General features: G+C 62.0%; 18 protein-coding genes and 2 pseudogenes. 17 read left to right on the top strand and 3 right to left on the bottom strand.

Annotated elements, in window-relative coordinates; genetic code table 11:
- Positions 1–711 carry a RelA/SpoT domain-containing protein gene (locus G7Z99_RS00765; RefSeq protein ID WP_181091116.1) on the top strand — a complete coding sequence of 237 codons (711 nt, stop codon included), beginning with the start codon at positions 1–3 and terminating at the stop codon, positions 709–711.
- Positions 712–757: 46 nt separating this feature from the next.
- On the opposite strand, the gene G7Z99_RS00760 is transcribed toward G7Z99_RS00765, so the two are convergent.
- A complete protein-coding gene (locus G7Z99_RS00760) occupies positions 758–1,792 on the bottom strand; it encodes a phage portal protein (RefSeq protein ID WP_181091467.1) in 1,035 nt (344 codons plus the stop codon).
- 11 nt (positions 1,793–1,803) lie between these two features.
- Entirely contained in the window at positions 1,804–3,561 is a 1,758-nt protein-coding gene (locus G7Z99_RS00755; RefSeq protein ID WP_181091114.1) for a terminase ATPase subunit family protein, read from the bottom strand.
- A 148-nt stretch (positions 3,562–3,709) separates the two neighbouring features.
- Here G7Z99_RS00755 and G7Z99_RS00750 point away from each other — a divergent pair, with 148 nt between their 5' ends.
- The 11 genes and pseudogenes from G7Z99_RS00750 (at position 3,710) to G7Z99_RS00705 (ending at position 9,592) form a co-directional block, all read left to right on the top strand.
- The gene (locus G7Z99_RS00750; RefSeq protein WP_181091112.1) at positions 3,710–4,570 is read left to right on the top strand and encodes a GPO family capsid scaffolding protein; all 861 of its coding nucleotides are present in this window, start codon (positions 3,710–3,712) and stop codon (positions 4,568–4,570) included.
- Between the two features lie 30 nt (positions 4,571–4,600).
- The gene (locus G7Z99_RS00745) at positions 4,601–5,617 is read left to right on the top strand and encodes a phage major capsid protein, P2 family (protein WP_181091110.1); all 1,017 of its coding nucleotides are present in this window, start codon (positions 4,601–4,603) and stop codon (positions 5,615–5,617) included.
- 5 nt (positions 5,618–5,622) lie between these two features.
- Positions 5,623–6,330 carry a phage terminase small subunit gene (gene gpM, locus G7Z99_RS00740; RefSeq protein WP_181091108.1) on the top strand — a complete coding sequence of 236 codons (708 nt, stop codon included), beginning with the start codon at positions 5,623–5,625 and terminating at the stop codon, positions 6,328–6,330.
- A gap of 100 nt (positions 6,331–6,430) precedes the next feature.
- Positions 6,431–6,892, top strand: a complete 462-nt coding sequence (locus tag G7Z99_RS00735) for a head completion/stabilization protein (RefSeq protein ID WP_181091106.1) — start codon at positions 6,431–6,433, stop codon at positions 6,890–6,892.
- A complete protein-coding gene (locus tag G7Z99_RS00730) occupies positions 6,892–7,101 on the top strand; it encodes a tail protein X (protein ID WP_219854011.1) in 210 nt (69 codons plus the stop codon). Before G7Z99_RS00735 ends, G7Z99_RS00730 begins: the two co-directional genes overlap by 1 nt.
- Positions 7,102–7,128: 27 nt before the next feature.
- Positions 7,129–7,452: a phage holin, lambda family gene (locus tag G7Z99_RS00725; protein WP_181091102.1), complete on the top strand. Its 324-nt coding sequence runs from the start codon at positions 7,129–7,131 to the stop codon at positions 7,450–7,452.
- A 20-nt stretch (positions 7,453–7,472) separates the two neighbouring features.
- A pseudogene (locus tag G7Z99_RS00720) lies at positions 7,473–8,069 on the top strand (N-acetylmuramidase family protein); the annotation flags it as partial.
- Positions 8,066–8,521, top strand: a complete 456-nt coding sequence (gene lysB, locus G7Z99_RS19765) for an Rz-like lysis system protein LysB (RefSeq protein WP_181091098.1) — start codon at positions 8,066–8,068, stop codon at positions 8,519–8,521. The pseudogene G7Z99_RS00720 and the gene lysB, both read left to right, overlap by 4 nt.
- Positions 8,430–8,624 (top strand): annotated as a pseudogene (lysC, locus tag G7Z99_RS19715) (Rz1-like lysis system protein LysC); the annotation flags it as partial. The gene lysB and the pseudogene lysC, both read left to right, overlap by 92 nt.
- The gene (locus G7Z99_RS00710; RefSeq protein WP_181091096.1) at positions 8,608–9,141 is read left to right on the top strand and encodes a phage tail protein; all 534 of its coding nucleotides are present in this window, start codon (positions 8,608–8,610) and stop codon (positions 9,139–9,141) included. The pseudogene lysC and the gene G7Z99_RS00710, both read left to right, overlap by 17 nt.
- The gene (locus tag G7Z99_RS00705; RefSeq protein WP_181091094.1) at positions 9,134–9,592 is read left to right on the top strand and encodes a phage virion morphogenesis protein; all 459 of its coding nucleotides are present in this window, start codon (positions 9,134–9,136) and stop codon (positions 9,590–9,592) included. Before G7Z99_RS00710 ends, G7Z99_RS00705 begins: the two co-directional genes overlap by 8 nt.
- Here G7Z99_RS00705 and G7Z99_RS00700 read toward each other — a convergent pair.
- Positions 9,576–10,544, bottom strand: coding sequence for an FRG domain-containing protein (locus tag G7Z99_RS00700; RefSeq protein WP_181091092.1), 969 nt, complete (start codon positions 10,542–10,544; stop codon positions 9,576–9,578). The two genes, G7Z99_RS00705 and G7Z99_RS00700, sit on opposite strands and share 17 nt — an antisense overlap.
- Before the next feature lie 87 nt (positions 10,545–10,631).
- Between G7Z99_RS00700 and G7Z99_RS00695 the strand changes: the two genes are divergently transcribed.
- The 5 genes from G7Z99_RS00695 to G7Z99_RS19760 are packed head-to-tail and all read left to right on the top strand — an operon-like array spanning position 10,632 to position 14,500.
- Positions 10,632–11,213, top strand: coding sequence for a phage baseplate assembly protein V (locus tag G7Z99_RS00695; RefSeq protein WP_181091090.1), 582 nt, complete (start codon positions 10,632–10,634; stop codon positions 11,211–11,213).
- Positions 11,210–11,554: a GPW/gp25 family protein gene (locus tag G7Z99_RS00690; protein WP_181091088.1), complete on the top strand. Its 345-nt coding sequence runs from the start codon at positions 11,210–11,212 to the stop codon at positions 11,552–11,554. Before G7Z99_RS00695 ends, G7Z99_RS00690 begins: the two co-directional genes overlap by 4 nt.
- Positions 11,551–12,465 (top strand): baseplate J/gp47 family protein, encoded by a 915-nt coding sequence (locus G7Z99_RS00685; RefSeq protein WP_181091086.1) that lies wholly within the window; start codon positions 11,551–11,553, stop codon positions 12,463–12,465. Before G7Z99_RS00690 ends, G7Z99_RS00685 begins: the two co-directional genes overlap by 4 nt.
- Complete coding sequence (locus tag G7Z99_RS00680; protein WP_181091084.1) at positions 12,462–13,082, top strand: phage tail protein I; 621 nt, start codon at positions 12,462–12,464, stop codon at positions 13,080–13,082. The genes G7Z99_RS00685 and G7Z99_RS00680 overlap by 4 nt, the downstream gene beginning before the upstream one ends.
- Positions 13,079–14,500: a phage tail-collar fiber domain-containing protein gene (locus tag G7Z99_RS19760; RefSeq protein WP_258196912.1), complete on the top strand. Its 1,422-nt coding sequence runs from the start codon at positions 13,079–13,081 to the stop codon at positions 14,498–14,500. Before G7Z99_RS00680 ends, G7Z99_RS19760 begins: the two co-directional genes overlap by 4 nt.
- Position 14,501: the final 1 nt, after the last annotated feature.

The raw sequence follows: 14,501 nt of genomic DNA, 5'->3' as shown, positions 1-14,501 counted from the left end.
ATGAGCAAAAATAAAAACATTGAAGAAGCTGTTTCAGCATACAAAAAAGATCGCTACTTGTTTGAGCGATTCTTAAATGGCGTAGTGGATTCCTTCAGGCTCGACCCCAGATTAAATTCTTATGGCAACCCTTTAATACATACAATCAAAAGCAGACTAAAAGATGCAGACCACCTGCACGAAAAAATTCTCAGGAAATGGTCAGACAAAGATCCAATTACTCCTGAAAATATTTTCTCCAAGATAACAGATCTTGCAGGTGTGCGAGTACTTCACCTTTACCAGGATCAGTTTACCGAGATCCACAAGCACATCATGAATCAAGTAGATAATGGTGACTGGTTTTTGCGAGAGTCTCCGGTTGCCTATTCGTGGGATCCAGAGGCCTCTGAATTTTTCACAACCCTGGGATTAAACGCTCAGACCAAGCCCACATATTATACAAGCATACATTATGTTGTTAGCCCTAAACAGGGCTCTACAATTTATTGTGAAATCCAAGTTCGAACTTTATTCGAGGAAATCTGGGGAGAGATAGATCACACCATAAACTATCCAAACCCAACAACCAGCAAAGCTTGCAAAGAACAACTAAGAGTTCTTTCAAAGCTAGTCTCAACCGGCACCCGACTAGCTGACTCTATTTTCAGAAGCCAACAAGAATCGAATGAAATGGTGGCCATCAGCACGAACACATCACTCGAACATTGATCAGTGGCACACAACAAATGACAGGCCACCTACAAAAGCCTGTCATTTACACCGAAATATTAAACTCAAAATTAATCACCGCATCGCCAATCCAATCATTTATTCCGCACAACCTTCTTTTTATTGGCTCAAGCTCATTTCCTGCCCAAGCTTCCGTTGCATCCTTAACAGAGCCGAACCCCCCGGCATTCTGCGGTACAATCCCCATTAATTGCGGCGGAATGCGAAGCGCCGCTAATAGATCGTCCCTACTAACGTTTTTTATAGCGCCAAAATCATCCTTCGCCGCCACCTCACTAATTGGCAACAACTGAATCCCATCTTTCTTCCCACCCGGAGCATACATAAACAAATTCCGAAAATTCCCAGGCCCCTTGCTGTTCCGCATAGCGTCCCGCAAATCATCCACAAACTTCTCATTGTGCGCCGCATCAGTCATATAAAGAATAAACCCCGCATGACTCCCATTCTGATAATACTTACGTCTAAACAAAGTAGCACTCTCATTCAACAGCGCACTCTGCAACGCCGCCATCCACTCCGGTAACCCATAAATTTCCTGATTGATATCAGCCTCTCGCAGATGGCAAACCGTACCCGCCTTGAACGTGTGCTCGTCCTTCCACCCTCGCACCTGGTAGTAAGTGTCTAAATCAGTCCCACGCCGCATATACTTGGCCAGACAAGGCTGTAACCCCAAGGCCCGGCTCAGCATGTTGTCCCGCTTCTCTAGGTAGAGATTCCCACACCACCCCCAATCCATTACGATCTGCTCAAACGCCTGCCGGCTCAGCAGCTTATGCGGCACAAAGCTGCGCACCAGCATATTCCGCTTAAACGTCAGCCCAGACTGAAGATGCACACTGGCTCTGATCGACCTGGCCAACCCATCAAAATTAACCGGCGGCTCATACCATTTACCGTTCGACCAGGACTCCAGATAGTCCAAGATCTCGCGCCCATCCAGGACTGGTACAGGATCGCCGAATGTAAAGCACACTCCTTGCCCATCCTCTCCTTTCTTCATCACTTTACCCTCACAAGACTGCTGCATTAGGTCACCCCCACTGCGTCGGCTCATCCCCAACTTGCTCATTGATAAATCTCCATAATCCCAGTGTTAGCCACCGTCTGCCCCTCAAGCGGCTCGTTATGCAACGCATGAAACAACGCCCACGCCAAATCCGCATGCCCCGTCACCTCACTCCTCCCTGCCGTATACGTAAATTGCCGTCCCCCGGGCGTCACCGTCTTGCGAATCGCCATCAACGACTGTGCCAAGTCCGTCCACCCCGCATCGAACTCCAACCGCCCCTTACTCACCACATCCCACGCCTTCATCACCAACCGCGTCTTCACCTCCGGGTTATAGGAAAACGTCCTCACCCCCGGAAAGAACTGCCGCACCAACTGCGCCACCGCACTCCCCATCCCCGTCGTATCGATCCCGACATACGTCACCCAATACCGCTGCGTCACCTTCCGAATCGTCTCCGCCTGCGAAGCAAAGTCCATCCCCCGAAACTGATGCCGCTCCAACACCCGAAACTTCCCCCCAGGCACCATCGGCGGCGCCACCACCACCAACCCCGCCGTATCCCCCGTCTCCGCCGGGTCATACCCCACCCAGACCGGCCGATCGGCAAACGGCCGCGCCGCGAACGGCTTGTAGTCCGCCCACTCCGTCCAACTGTCCACCATGCACGGCTGCAACACGGCCAACGGAAAGATGCTCGCCCCATCGTCCACGAACTCACACATCAACAAGTTCTGAAACGCCGCCGCGTCGTACTCCAACCGCAGCTCGTCCAGGTCGAACAGGTCACAGCCCCGCCCTTCCGCATCCAGGATCGTGACGATCTGCCGCCAGATCCGGTCCTCGCACAGCCTTCCCTGCTGCAAGGCGTCGTGGCTCACATCGATCGCCACCTGCTGCGCCGTCGGCTTGCCCTTGTTGAACCGCTCTCCCGTCCAGAAGGTGTACGCCTCATGCGCCATCGAACTGGGCGTCGAGAAGTACGTCCGGCGATAACGCTTCTGCATCGCCATCCCCGAGGCGACCTTGTTCAACTCCCTGAACTTGAACGTCCAGAAGAACTCGTCGAAGTAGAAGTTGCCGTGATACCCCTGCGCCGTCCGCGCGTTGGTCCCGAGAAAGTGCAGCTCGGCGCCGTTGGCCAGCACGATCGGATCGCCACCCAGCTCTACCCCAACCACGTCCCGGGCGAAGGCCTGGATGTACGCCTTGAAGATGTGCGCCTGCGCCTTGCTGGCCGACAGGAAGATCTGGTTACGCCCGGTCGTCAGCGCGTCGATCAGCGCCTCCCGTGCGAAGTAGTACGTGGCGCCGATCTGCCGGCTCTTGAGGATGGCCCGCGTCCGCTGGCCACCAGCCCGGTACCAATCCTTCTGGTAGTCGAAGCACCCGTCGACGAACGCCTCGACCAGCTTCTCGACGGCGTCTTCCGGGATGTCGTTGCGCTTGGGCTTGCGCTTCTCGCCTGCGTTGCGCTTGGCCAGCTCGGGGTTCAGGTCGGTCTCGGTCCCGCCGCCCTGATAGCGTTCGACCCGCGCCTGACGTTCCAACTGCCGGTGCAGCAGGTCGATCTCCTTGTAGTCCGACCCTGACTTAGGATCCTTGAGGATCAGCTGCACCAACCGCGCCTCAGTCGCCGCCTGAATGCGCTGCAACGGCGTGGCCCGGTCCCACTCGTCCCGCGCCTTCCAGCTGTGCACGGTCTTGTCCTTCTCGCCCAGCAGCTCGGCGATCTCGCACACGCGATAGCCCTGCCAGTACAGGTGCTTGGCATGGCGACGTGGGTCAGTGGGCAGATCGACGGTGGCATTCATGGCGCCGATGCTGCCGCCCGCGCGCGCAAACCCCTACCGACCTTCCCTGTAGCCCCTGCCCCTACAACGCCCCCACGTTGCCGCCATCGGGCGCCCTGCCGACCATGCACCCATCGCCAGGCACAACGCCCTGCATCGAGGACACCCCATGGCCGCCAAGACCGACACCCCACCCAAGCAGTACCGCAGCAAGTTCTTCCGCGTCGCCGTCGAAGGCGCCACCACCGACGGGCGCACCATCGAGCGCCAATGGCTGATCGACGCCGCCGAGACCTACGACCGCAACACCTACGGCGCCCGCGTCTGGCTCGAGCACTTCCGCAGCCTGCTACCGGATGGCCCCTTCCGCGCCTATGGCGACGTGGTGGCACTCAAGACCGACGAAATCGAGATCGCTGGCAAGAAGAAACTGGCCCTGTTCGCCCAGATCGAACCCACCGCTGACCTGATCGCCCTCAACAAGGCACGCCAGAAGATCTACACCAGCATCGAGATCAAGCCCAAGTTCGCCGACACCGGCCGCGCCTATCTCGACGGCATCGCCGTCACCGACACCCCGGCCAGCCTCGGTACCGAGATGCTGACCTTCAGCGCCCAGCACCCGGACGCCAGCCCCCTCAAGGCACGCAAGCAGAACCCGGACAACCTGTTCAGCGAGGCCATCGAGGTAGCCCTGGAGTTCGAAGAGGTCACCGACAACGAGCACCGCCTCGCCGGGTTGTTCAGCCGCGTCATGGACGCGCTGGGCAAAGGCCGCGCCAAGGCCGCCCAGGACGACCGTCAGTTCGCCGAACTAGCCGACGCGGTCGAAGCGCTGGCCAACCATGCCCGCGACCAGGGCGAAACCTTCGCCCAGGAGCAAGCCGCACGGCACGACCTGGCACGCCAGCTCGCCCAGCTCACCACCCACTTCGATGACCTGGTCAAGCGCCTGAGCGAAACCGACAACAACCCTACGCGACGCCCGCCGGTAACCGGTGGTGACGGCCGCGCCGTCACCGACTGCTGACCACTCACCACCTAAGACCGGAGCCCAACCATGCGCAACGACACCCGCACCCAATACCAGGCATACCTCGACCAGGTCGCCCAACTCAATGGCGTCAGCGATCCCACCAAGACCTTCACCGTCACCCCCGCCGTGCAACAGAAGCTCGAAGCCCGCTTGCAGGAGTCCAGCGAGTTCCTGAGCCGCATCAACGTCATCGGCGTCGACGAACTCAAGGGCGAGAAGGTCGGCATCGGCGTCAGCAGCACCATCGCCGGGCGTACTGACACCACCGGCAACGGCGTGCGCACCCCGCGCGACGTGTCCGGCCTCGACAAGCAAGGCTACGAGTGCCGCCAGACCGACTTCGACACCGCCATCCGCTACGCCCAGCTCGACGCCTGGGCGCGACACCCCAACTTCCAGACGCTGCTGCGCGACGCCATCATCAAGCGCCAGGCCCTGGACCGGATCATGGTCGGCATGAACGGCACCCGTGCAGCGGCCACCACCGATCGCGCGGCCAATCCGCTGCTCGAGGACGTCAACGTCGGCTGGCTGCAGCAGTACCGCGACAACGCCCCGGCGCGGGTCCTCAAGGAAGGCAAGACCGCCGGCAAGATCGTCATCGGCAATGGCGAAGACGCCGACTACCGCAACCTCGACGCCCTGGTCTACGACGCCATCGCCAACCTGATCGACCCCTGGCACCGCAAGGATCCAGGCATCGTGGTGATCCTCGGCAGCGCCCTGGTCCACGACAAGTACTTCCCGCTGGTGAACAAGGATCAACCGGCCACCGAAAAGCTCGCCACCGACATGATCCTGTCGCAGAAGCGCATGGGCGGCCGCCAGCCGGTCGAAGTGCCCTACGTGCCCGACAAAGGCATGCTCATCACCAGCCTGAGCAACCTGTCCATCTACTGGCAGATCGAAGGCCGCCGCCGCTACACCCAGGAAAACCCCAGCAAGAACCGCATCGAGAACTTCGAATCGAGCAACGACGCCTACGTGGTCGAGGACTACGGCCTGGGCTGCGTAGTCGAGAACATCGAGCTGGAGGACTGACTCCTATGGCCCAGAGCCTCGCCAAGCGGCATTTCCTCCAGGTCACGGCAGCCCAAGAGGCCGCTTCCACGGCGCCCGATGCGCTGATGGACGGCCTGACCAGCTATGAACTCATGCTGGCTAAGCTGCATCAGGATCAACTGCGCCTCAAGCAAGTCCAGTCCGGGCAAGGGAAGGCACGACTCAAGGCCGAGCTGTTGCCCGACTACGCACCCTACGTGAGCGGCATCCTCGCCGCAGGCCGAGGCGCCCAGGACGACGTACTGACCACCGTCATGCTCTGGTACCTGGATGCCGGGCAGTTCGAGCCAGGCCTCGACGTGGCTGCCTACGTGCTCGAGCACGGTCTGAAGATGCCGGACCGCTTCAGCCGCACCACCGGTTGCCTGGTCGCCGAGGAAGTGGCCGAAGCCGCGCTCAACGCGCAGAAGATGGGCGACACCTTCCCCGCGCACGTGCTCGCCCGTACCGCCCAACTGACCGCCACACACGACATGCCCGACGAAGTGCGCGCCAAGCTCGCCCTGGCTCAAGGTCGCGCACTGTTGCACGGCCTGGACGAAGCCGAGCCCAGCGCGGACCTGGCCACCGTCATCGCGAGCGGCATCGCAGAGCTGAAGCGCGCCATCGAGCTGCATGGCAGCTGTGGCGGCAAGAAAGACCTGGAGCGCGCCGAACGCCTCCTGAAGAAACATGCCGGCGCCGCCGGCTGACCGAGCGTCCCACGCACCCGGCGGCTCGGGATCGAACGGCGGCCCCAGCGGCCCACCCGTGACGTCCCGACCACCGCCGACCTGTTCTGGAACCACGCCCATGAGCGGATTCATCGCTAACGGCCCGCCCACCGGCGGCCACATCAACAACAGTCCCTTCTGGCCCTCGATCGACCTGGATCAGGTGCGCGCAAGCCTGCGTATCGATGCCAGCGTGTCCCTGGCCCGACTGGAAACCGCCGTCATCGCCGCTGTGATCGACGTCAACCGTGAGTTGGCTGCCTGGCGCCAGGCACGCCAGGACGAAGGCTTCGCCACCTTGGCCGAGGTGCCAGGCGAGCAGATCCAGGGCGTGTCCCAGTGGCTCCACCTCTACGCCCGGGCCGTGTCGTCCGCCGTCGGCGCCGAAGTCTGCGAGCGCTACCGCGGCTACGACACCACCGGCAGCGGTACCAAGCGTGCCGAAGACAGCTTGCCGACCATCGAGGACTACCGCCGCGACCAGCGCTGGGCGATCCGCGATTTTCTCGGCAGCAGCCGCACCACGGTGGAGCTGCTGTGATGAACCGCGTGCGCACCCAGCAACACGACACCGTGGATGCCGTGTGTTGGCGGCATTACGGCAGCACCACGGGCGTGGTCGAGGCCGTGCTCGCCGCCAACCCTGGCCTGGCCGAGCATGGCCCCTTTCTGCCGACCGGTCTGCTGGTCGACCTGCCGCCACTGCACACGACCGCGCCCGAGCGACCCATGGTGAACCTATGGACCTGACCCTCCACCCGACCTCGGACCACCGGAATGAAACCCATGCCTGAACGTCCCGACACTTGGGCTTGGCTGCTCGCTTGGCTCGAACACAACTGGCCCAGCCTGTACGCCGGGCTGCTGGCGGTAGTGATCGCCGCGCTGCGCATCATGTATGGCGGCGGCACTTGGCGCCGCATCGCCATCGAAGCGCCGCTGTGCGGAGCCTTGGCCCTAGCGGCCAGCCATGGCCTTTCACTGCTGGGGATTGCCGCCTCGACCGCTCCCTTCTTCGGCGGCGTGATCGGCCTGCTGGGCGTCGAAGGCACCCGCGCCCTGGCCAAACGCTTCCTGCACAACAAGGTAGGTCACTCATGAACATGCCAATCGCACGACGTGACCTGCTCGAGGCGGCCGGACGCCTGGACGTCCCCCTGGCGAGCATCGCTGCATTGAAGGACGTCGAGTCGCGCGGCCAAGGCTTTCTGCCAGATGGCCGACCTACCCTCCTCTACGAGCGACACATCATGTACCGTCGTCTGCACCTGCCCAACAAAGCCGAGGACGTTCCGGCGCAATTGCAGCAGCGTGCCGAGGCACTGGCCCGCACGTACCCTTCCCTGGTCAATCCCAAACCCGGTGGTTACGTCGGCGGCGCTGCCGAACATGAGCGCTTGGCGCGTGCCCGTGAGATCGACGACGAGCGCGCGCTCGAATCAGCGTCCTGGGGCGCCTTCCAGGTCATGGGGTTTCACTGGTCCCGATTGGGGTATGCCAACGTCACGGCGTTCGTCGAGGCCATGCAGCGTAGCGAGACCGACCAGCTGGAAGCCTTCGTGCGGTTCATCGAAACCGACGCAGTCCTGCATCGAGCGCTCAAGGCACAGCAGTGGAGCGCCGTGGCCAAGCGCTACAACGGCCCCGATTACCGACGAAACCAGTACGACACCAAGCTCCAGCAGGCTTACGAACGGCATCGGCAGGCTGACGCATGATCCCATGGCGTGGCGCCTTGGCAGGGCTGGCCTTGATCGCCCTGGCGACCGGCGTCGGCTGGGTGCGCGTGCTCCACGCCAACCTGGACGCCGCCCAGGCACACGTCGGCAGCCTCGAGGCCCAGGCCGAGCGCGACCGCGACACGATCGATCAACACCAGGCCCGCGCCGCGCAGTTGGCCGACCTGCTCGCCCGCGAACGCGCGGCCCAGGCCCGCACCCTGACGCTGCAACGCGAGCTGCGCCGCGGCCTGGACCAACGTCAACGCCAACTCGAAAGGCTCACCCATGAAAACGCCGCGCTTCGCCACTGGGCTGTTCAGCCTCTGCCCGATCCTGCTCGCCGGTTGCGCGAGCGTCCCGCCCTCACCGGCGCCAACGCCTATCGTCAGTGGCTGTCTGGCAGTGGTGCCGTGCCAGCTGCCGGCGACACACCCCCGCCACAACGGTGACTTGCTCAGCGATCAAGACCGCCTCGAACACGCCTGGGCCGAATGCGCTGCCCAGGTCGACCGCATCCTCGAGCACCAGGTGAACCATGAACAAACCCGATAGCCTACGCGCCCATCTGCTGACCGCCGTGCCGGACCTGGCGCACAACCCTGACCGCCTGCTGATGTTCATCGACAATGGCAAGGTCCGCTGCACGGCGGCATCCAGCCTATCGTTCGAGTACAGCTACAGCCTGCAAGTGATCCTGACCGACTTCGCAGGCCACCCCGATAGCGTCATGCTGCCGCTGCTGGGCTGGCTGCGCGCCCACCAGTCCGAACTGCTGGTCAACCTGGACAAGGCCGCCGATGGCGTACAATTCGAGGCCGACATCCTCGACGCCGGCAAGGTGGACCTGAGCCTAAACCTGCCCTTGACCGAACGCGTGGTGGTCAAAGGCACCCCCGAGACCGGTTTCGAGGTGTCGCATCCCGCCGAACCGGGCTATACGCCCTATCAGGACCATGGCCGCATCGAGCTGCATGCCAATGGCGAGTTGCTGGCCGCCTGGCAACCTCCCGTGCCGCCCGACGGCATGGCCCTGGTCAGCCCTCACCCGAAGGCGCCTGCGCATGACTGACCTCAATGTGCTGGAAGACTGGGCCGCACCCTTGTTGCAACGCCTCGAGCCCGCCGCACGCACCAAACTGGCCAAGACGCTCGCCCAGCAAGTGCGTCGCAGCCAGCAACAGCGCATCACTGCCCAGCGAAATCCTGACGGTACCGCCTTTGCGCCGCGCAAGCCGCGACTGCGCGACAAGACAGGCCGCGTACGGGGCAAGGCCAAGATGTTTCGACGGCTAAAGACTGCGTCCATGATGAAAGCGCGAGGTAACGCCAGCGGCCTCACGGTCGGTTTCACCGGTCGCTTGGCACGTATCGCTCGCGTTCACCAGTACGGCCTACATGACGCAGCGAGACCTGGATCAAAGTCCGTGAAATACGCTAGGCGTGAAATTTTAGGTTGGACGCCTCATGATTTTTCACTCCTGCGAGAGCAGTTATTGAACCATCTTACAAATTCGGCTTGACCTCGTCATTACTTGAACCTCGAAGCATGATGCGCTCTTTCATTTCATCCGCCACGCCACCATACCCAGGAAACATCCTTGCAGGTCCATAGCCTAGCCTTCTCAGCATACGCGCGAGCTCGACTGTCTCGGAGGCGGGAAGCAAAAATTTCGTAAAGACTTCGTCTGGACAACCTTTCCCAGAATTAGTCACGTGCTCATAAAGCTGGGACTCTAAGGCCCGCTGATCAATCGCCTCAACAGAACCATCAAGTGTGTTAACACCAAACACCTGATAGCTTTCTATCTTAGTTTTCCAGTGAGTGAACAAGCCACGTTGTGCTGCAAGGTTTGGGTTACCCTCATAATGTGGCTGCGTAAAAACCAAAGGAAAATTGGGGTCGCACAGCTCAAGCATTTGAATTTTGCTTTGATCTAGCGCCCATATGCATAACTCACCCTCAGCATTGACACATGAGCAGGATGAGAAAAAAGCAGCCACCAACGGATCATGGGTCCAATCGAGAAGTCTAGTGGGCACTCCGTAATGCTGTGCCAAGCCGGCAGCTTCTAGTATATCGTCGGGTAGCCATTCCACCTTATCCCGGGTGAAAGCTACAAGGTCAAAGTCCACTAGACTATGGATCTTCTTTCGCAGCGATCCTGACAATGGAACGTGCAACCCGGCCAAATCAGCCAGCTTGTAAAAATCCCTAATCAGCTGAAATTCATAGAACAAATAGACAGAAGCCTCATGCCTGCGATGATCATCCACCTCTATGTAAGTTCTAGCCATCGCCTGCATATGACGTAACGAGTCATCCCGTAAGACTTGCGGCACCAGCTTGTATCTTGCGTCCTTATGACCTCTAAAAACATAGCTATTTCCTTGTAAATATTCCGACCATGGCATAAGCGCATTAAGCAACTGCTGTGCAGAGTCAAACCGAACAGTTTTCAAAAAACCTTCCACTTGAAGCACTCCAACGCGGGCTGTAAAGCTAAATCTTACAAGGTCTTCTCGGTGCTGGGCGTATCGGTTTGCGCAAGCATTAACATCATGAACGATCTCGCCACCCTCCACCGCTTGCTAGAAAACCTCGTCCGCTATGGCCGCATCGCTGCCGTGCAGCACCAGCCACCGCGCGTGCGCGTGCGGACGGGCGACTTGACCACCACTTGGCTGCCCTGGCTCACCACGCGTGCGGGAAAGGACCGAATCTGGGATCCGCCCACCGAGGGCGAGCAGGTCGTGGTGATCGCGCCCAGCGGCCAGTTGGCCAACGCCTTCGTACTCACCGGCCTCTACCAGAACGCCATACCCGCCAACGGCGATCGGCCTGACCTGCACCGACGCAGCTACCGCGACGGTGCCGTCATCGAGTACGACAGCCACGCGCATCATCTGGGGATCACACTGCCGGCCGGTGCCACGCTCTCGCTGGTGAGCGATGGCGGATTGCACATCGTCGGCACCCTCACCCATCAAGGCGACTACATCCAGCAGGGCAACCAGCAGGTGAGCGGTACCGTCACGGTCGGTGAGGACGTGATCGCTGCCGGCGTCAGTCTGGTGAATCATCCGCACGGTGACGTGACGCCGGGCTTGGGCAAGACCGGCAAACCGGAGGCCACTTCATGAACCGAGCGACGGGCGCCCAGCTCGACCGACGCGAGCACATCATCCAGTCCATCGGCGACATCCTGACCACGCGTATCGGCACCCGCGTCATGCGCCGTCAGTACGGCAGCCTGTTGCCCGAGCTGGTCGACCAGCCCGCCAACGATGCCACCCGCCTGCGCCTGTATGCCGCCACCGCCATGGCGCTGATGAGCTGGGAGCCTCGGATCCGGCTGCACCGGGTGTCCGTACAGGAGACCAATCTGCAAGGCGTCACCGTACTCGACCTGGAGTACATCCTGATCGACGACAACGAGCGAACCCGCGTGAGTCTCGCATTGAACCTGGGAGCCAGCGTATGAGCACGTTCGTCGCCGTCGACCTGAGTCTGTTACCAGCGCCCATGGTGGTCGAGCCGCTCGATTACGAGCAGATCCTCGCCGAGCGCAAGGCCCGCCTGCTCGACCTCTGGCCGCCTGAAGAGCGCGCCGAGATCGAGGCCAGGCTCGCCCTGGAGTCCGAGCCGCTTACCAAGCTGCTGCAAGAGAACGCCTACCGGGAGCTGGTGTGGCGTCAGCGGGTCAACGAGGCGGCCATGGCCAACCTGCTGCCCTTCGCGCGAGGGGCGGACCTGGACAACCTGGTCGCCAACTTCAACGTTCGGCGCCTGGTCATACGCCCGGCCGATCCTGCCGCGACACCGCCCGTGCCTGCACTGCTGGAGAGCGACGACAGCCTGCGCGAACGGGCGCAAATGGCCTGGGAAGGTCTGAGCACGGCCGGGCCGCGTAACAGCTACATCTTCCACGCACGCTCGGCCTCGGGCCTGGTCGCCGACGCCAGTGCCTACAGCCCGAGCCCGGCCGAGGTGGTGGTCACCGTGCAGTCGTTCGAAGGTGATGGCACGCCGTCCGCGCAGTTGCTGACCGACGTCGCTACGCAGTTGAACGACGAAGACCGTCGCCCCGTAGCCGACCGGGTGACCGTGCAGGCCGCCGAGATCGTCCGCTATGCCGTCAGCGCTACCCTGTACATGCTGACGGCAGGCCCCGAAAGCGAACTGGCGCTGGCAGCCGCCCGTACTCGCCTGGAGCGCTTCGTCACCCAACGGCGCCGCCTCGGGCTGGAGATCTCCCGCTCGATCCTGCATGCCTGCCTACACGTGGAAGGCGTGCGCAAAGTGACGCTCGAAGGCTGGCAGGACATCGCGGCCACCTTGACGCAGGCGCCCTACTGCACCGGCATCACGCTGCGCCAGGGGCATGAAGGATGACCGAACGCTCACTGCTCCCCAGCACGTCGGTTCGCCTCGAGCGTCTGGCCGCGCAGGCCTTGGCGGATATCCAGCGGGTGCCCATACCGCTGCGTCAGCTCTACGACCCCGATGCCTGTCCGGTCGAGCTGCTGCCCTACCTGGCCTGGACCTTCTCCGTCGACCGCTGGGACCCGGCCTGGCCTGAGGCTGCCAAACGTGCCGCGATCCGCGCGGCTTACTTCATCCATCAACGCAAGGGCACCATCGGCGCCCTGCGTCGGGTGATCGAGCCCCTGGGCTACCTGATCGAGGTGCAGGAGTGGTGGGAGATGCTACCCCCAGGCACACCGGGCACCTTCGTGCTCAAGGTCGGCGTGCTCGAGACAGGTATCACCGAGCCGATGTTCCAGGAACTGGTCTGGCTGATCGACGACGCCAAGCCGGTCAGCCGGCACATGGTCGGGCTGCTCATCAGCCTGGAAACACGCAGCCCGCTACCCGTCGGTGTCGCCGCACACGACGGTGAAGTCCTCACCGTCTACCCCTACGCCCCTGGCCCCATCGAAGTCAGCGCCCGCGCCGTGCGCGTGGGCGGTGCCGATCACTCCCACGACATCATGAGCGTCTACCCATGAGCCAGACCTATTTCGCCCTCCTGACCGCCATTGGCGAAGCCAAGCTCGCCAATGCCCTCTCGCTGGGTACCCAGTTGGAGATCAGCCAGATGGCCGTCGGTGACGGCAACGGCGATCTGCCCACGCCCACACGCGACCAAACTCGCCTGATCAACGAGCGCTACCGCGCCTCTCTGAACAACCTGGCGCCGGACCCGCTCAACCCAAGCCAAATCATCGCCGAACTGGTGATCCCCGAAACCGAGGGCGGTTACTGGCTACGCGAAATGGGCCTGTTCGACGCGGCCGGTGACCTGGTGGCGGTCAGCAACTGCCCGCCCAGCTACAAGCCGCAAATGGCCGAGGGCTCGGGCCGCACGCAGGTCCTGCGCATGGTGCTGATCGTGAGCAGCACCGAAGCGGTGCAGTTGAAGATCGACCCCAGCGTGGTGCTGGCGACACGGCAGTACGTCGACCAGGTCGCGCAAGCGCATCTGGATCATCCGGACCCGCACGCGCAGTACCGCTTGCGGGGTCGGTTCACGCACTTCACTGCCCATGCCACGTTGACCGCCAGCCATGAAGGGGTCGTGGTGGTCGATGCGGCGAAGGGTGCAAGAACCCTCACCCTGCCCCCGGCCAACGCAGCGTTGGGGGTTCGTGACTTCCTGATTCGACGGCTCGACAACACGGGCAACCGCGTCAAGGTACAGACCGCAGGCAGTGACCGGATCAAGTTCCACACCCATTTGCGCAGCGAGGGGTATCCGTTCCTGGTGCTCATGGGTGCGGGAGACTGGTGGCACCTGCGCAGCGATGGCGCCGGGAGCTGGTGGCCGGTCGGACGCTTCGACGGGACGCCGGTCGGGCATATCGGCTTCGCGGCAGGGGTCTCGTTCGCACCGGGAGGCTACGGTGTGCCCAACGGGGGCACCTTGTCACGGGCCGAATGGCCGTGGGTCTGGGACCATGCGCAAGCCTCGGGGATGTTGGTCGGTGAGGCGGCACGCCGCGGTAACGAAGGCAGTTGGACCACGGGTAACGGCACCTCGACGTTCCGCCTCCCCGATGCGCGTGGCGAGTTCATTCGCCTGCTGGACGAGAACCGTGGTGTAGACGCTGGGCGCCAGGCCGGTTCATGGCAGGACGGGACGTGGATTCGGACCGTGGTGCAAGAGTGGTCGGGATCCGACATGGATCACGGTGCCTACATCATGGGGACTGCCTATGCCCAGCCAGACGGAAGGATCTCGACGGTGGGCACGGGCGGCGCCGTTCCACCCGGTGCCAAAGTGGCCGGCGGCAATCCTTATCCGCTCGAAACGACCGACAACTCCTGCATAGGCGAAGCCACGCTCGAAACGGCACAGGCCATCAACAACTGGATCCGCCTGCGCAGCCGCAACATGGCCTACCCCGGCCGCATCAAACTGATCTGAG

This window comes from Pseudomonas entomophila (assembly GCF_013523165.1).
Taxonomy (GTDB): Bacteria; Pseudomonadota; Gammaproteobacteria; order Pseudomonadales; family Pseudomonadaceae; genus Aquipseudomonas; species Aquipseudomonas entomophila_A.
The sequence above is the reverse complement of the archived record's forward strand: the minus strand, read 5'-3'. Positions and strand labels throughout refer to the sequence as shown.

Coding starts and splice junctions, on each gene's coding strand:
- G7Z99_RS00765 (WP_181091116.1), top strand. CDS start 1: ATGAGCAAAAATAAAAACATTGAAGAAGCTGTTTCAGCATACAAAAAA.
- G7Z99_RS00760 (WP_181091467.1), bottom strand. CDS start 1,792: ATGAGCCGACGCAGTGGGGGTGACCTAATGCAGCAGTCTTGTGAGGGT.
- G7Z99_RS00755 (WP_181091114.1), bottom strand. CDS start 3,561: ATGAATGCCACCGTCGATCTGCCCACTGACCCACGTCGCCATGCCAAG.
- G7Z99_RS00750 (WP_181091112.1), top strand. CDS start 3,710: ATGGCCGCCAAGACCGACACCCCACCCAAGCAGTACCGCAGCAAGTTC.
- G7Z99_RS00745 (WP_181091110.1), top strand. CDS start 4,601: ATGCGCAACGACACCCGCACCCAATACCAGGCATACCTCGACCAGGTC.
- gpM (WP_181091108.1), top strand. CDS start 5,623: ATGGCCCAGAGCCTCGCCAAGCGGCATTTCCTCCAGGTCACGGCAGCC.
- G7Z99_RS00735 (WP_181091106.1), top strand. CDS start 6,431: ATGAGCGGATTCATCGCTAACGGCCCGCCCACCGGCGGCCACATCAAC.
- G7Z99_RS00730 (WP_219854011.1), top strand. CDS start 6,892: ATGAACCGCGTGCGCACCCAGCAACACGACACCGTGGATGCCGTGTGT.
- G7Z99_RS00725 (WP_181091102.1), top strand. CDS start 7,129: ATGAAACCCATGCCTGAACGTCCCGACACTTGGGCTTGGCTGCTCGCT.
- lysB (WP_181091098.1), top strand. CDS start 8,066: ATGATCCCATGGCGTGGCGCCTTGGCAGGGCTGGCCTTGATCGCCCTG.
- G7Z99_RS00710 (WP_181091096.1), top strand. CDS start 8,608: ATGAACAAACCCGATAGCCTACGCGCCCATCTGCTGACCGCCGTGCCG.
- G7Z99_RS00705 (WP_181091094.1), top strand. CDS start 9,134: ATGACTGACCTCAATGTGCTGGAAGACTGGGCCGCACCCTTGTTGCAA.
- G7Z99_RS00695 (WP_181091090.1), top strand. CDS start 10,632: ATGAACGATCTCGCCACCCTCCACCGCTTGCTAGAAAACCTCGTCCGC.
- G7Z99_RS00690 (WP_181091088.1), top strand. CDS start 11,210: ATGAACCGAGCGACGGGCGCCCAGCTCGACCGACGCGAGCACATCATC.
- G7Z99_RS00685 (WP_181091086.1), top strand. CDS start 11,551: ATGAGCACGTTCGTCGCCGTCGACCTGAGTCTGTTACCAGCGCCCATG.
- G7Z99_RS00680 (WP_181091084.1), top strand. CDS start 12,462: ATGACCGAACGCTCACTGCTCCCCAGCACGTCGGTTCGCCTCGAGCGT.
- G7Z99_RS19760 (WP_258196912.1), top strand. CDS start 13,079: ATGAGCCAGACCTATTTCGCCCTCCTGACCGCCATTGGCGAAGCCAAG.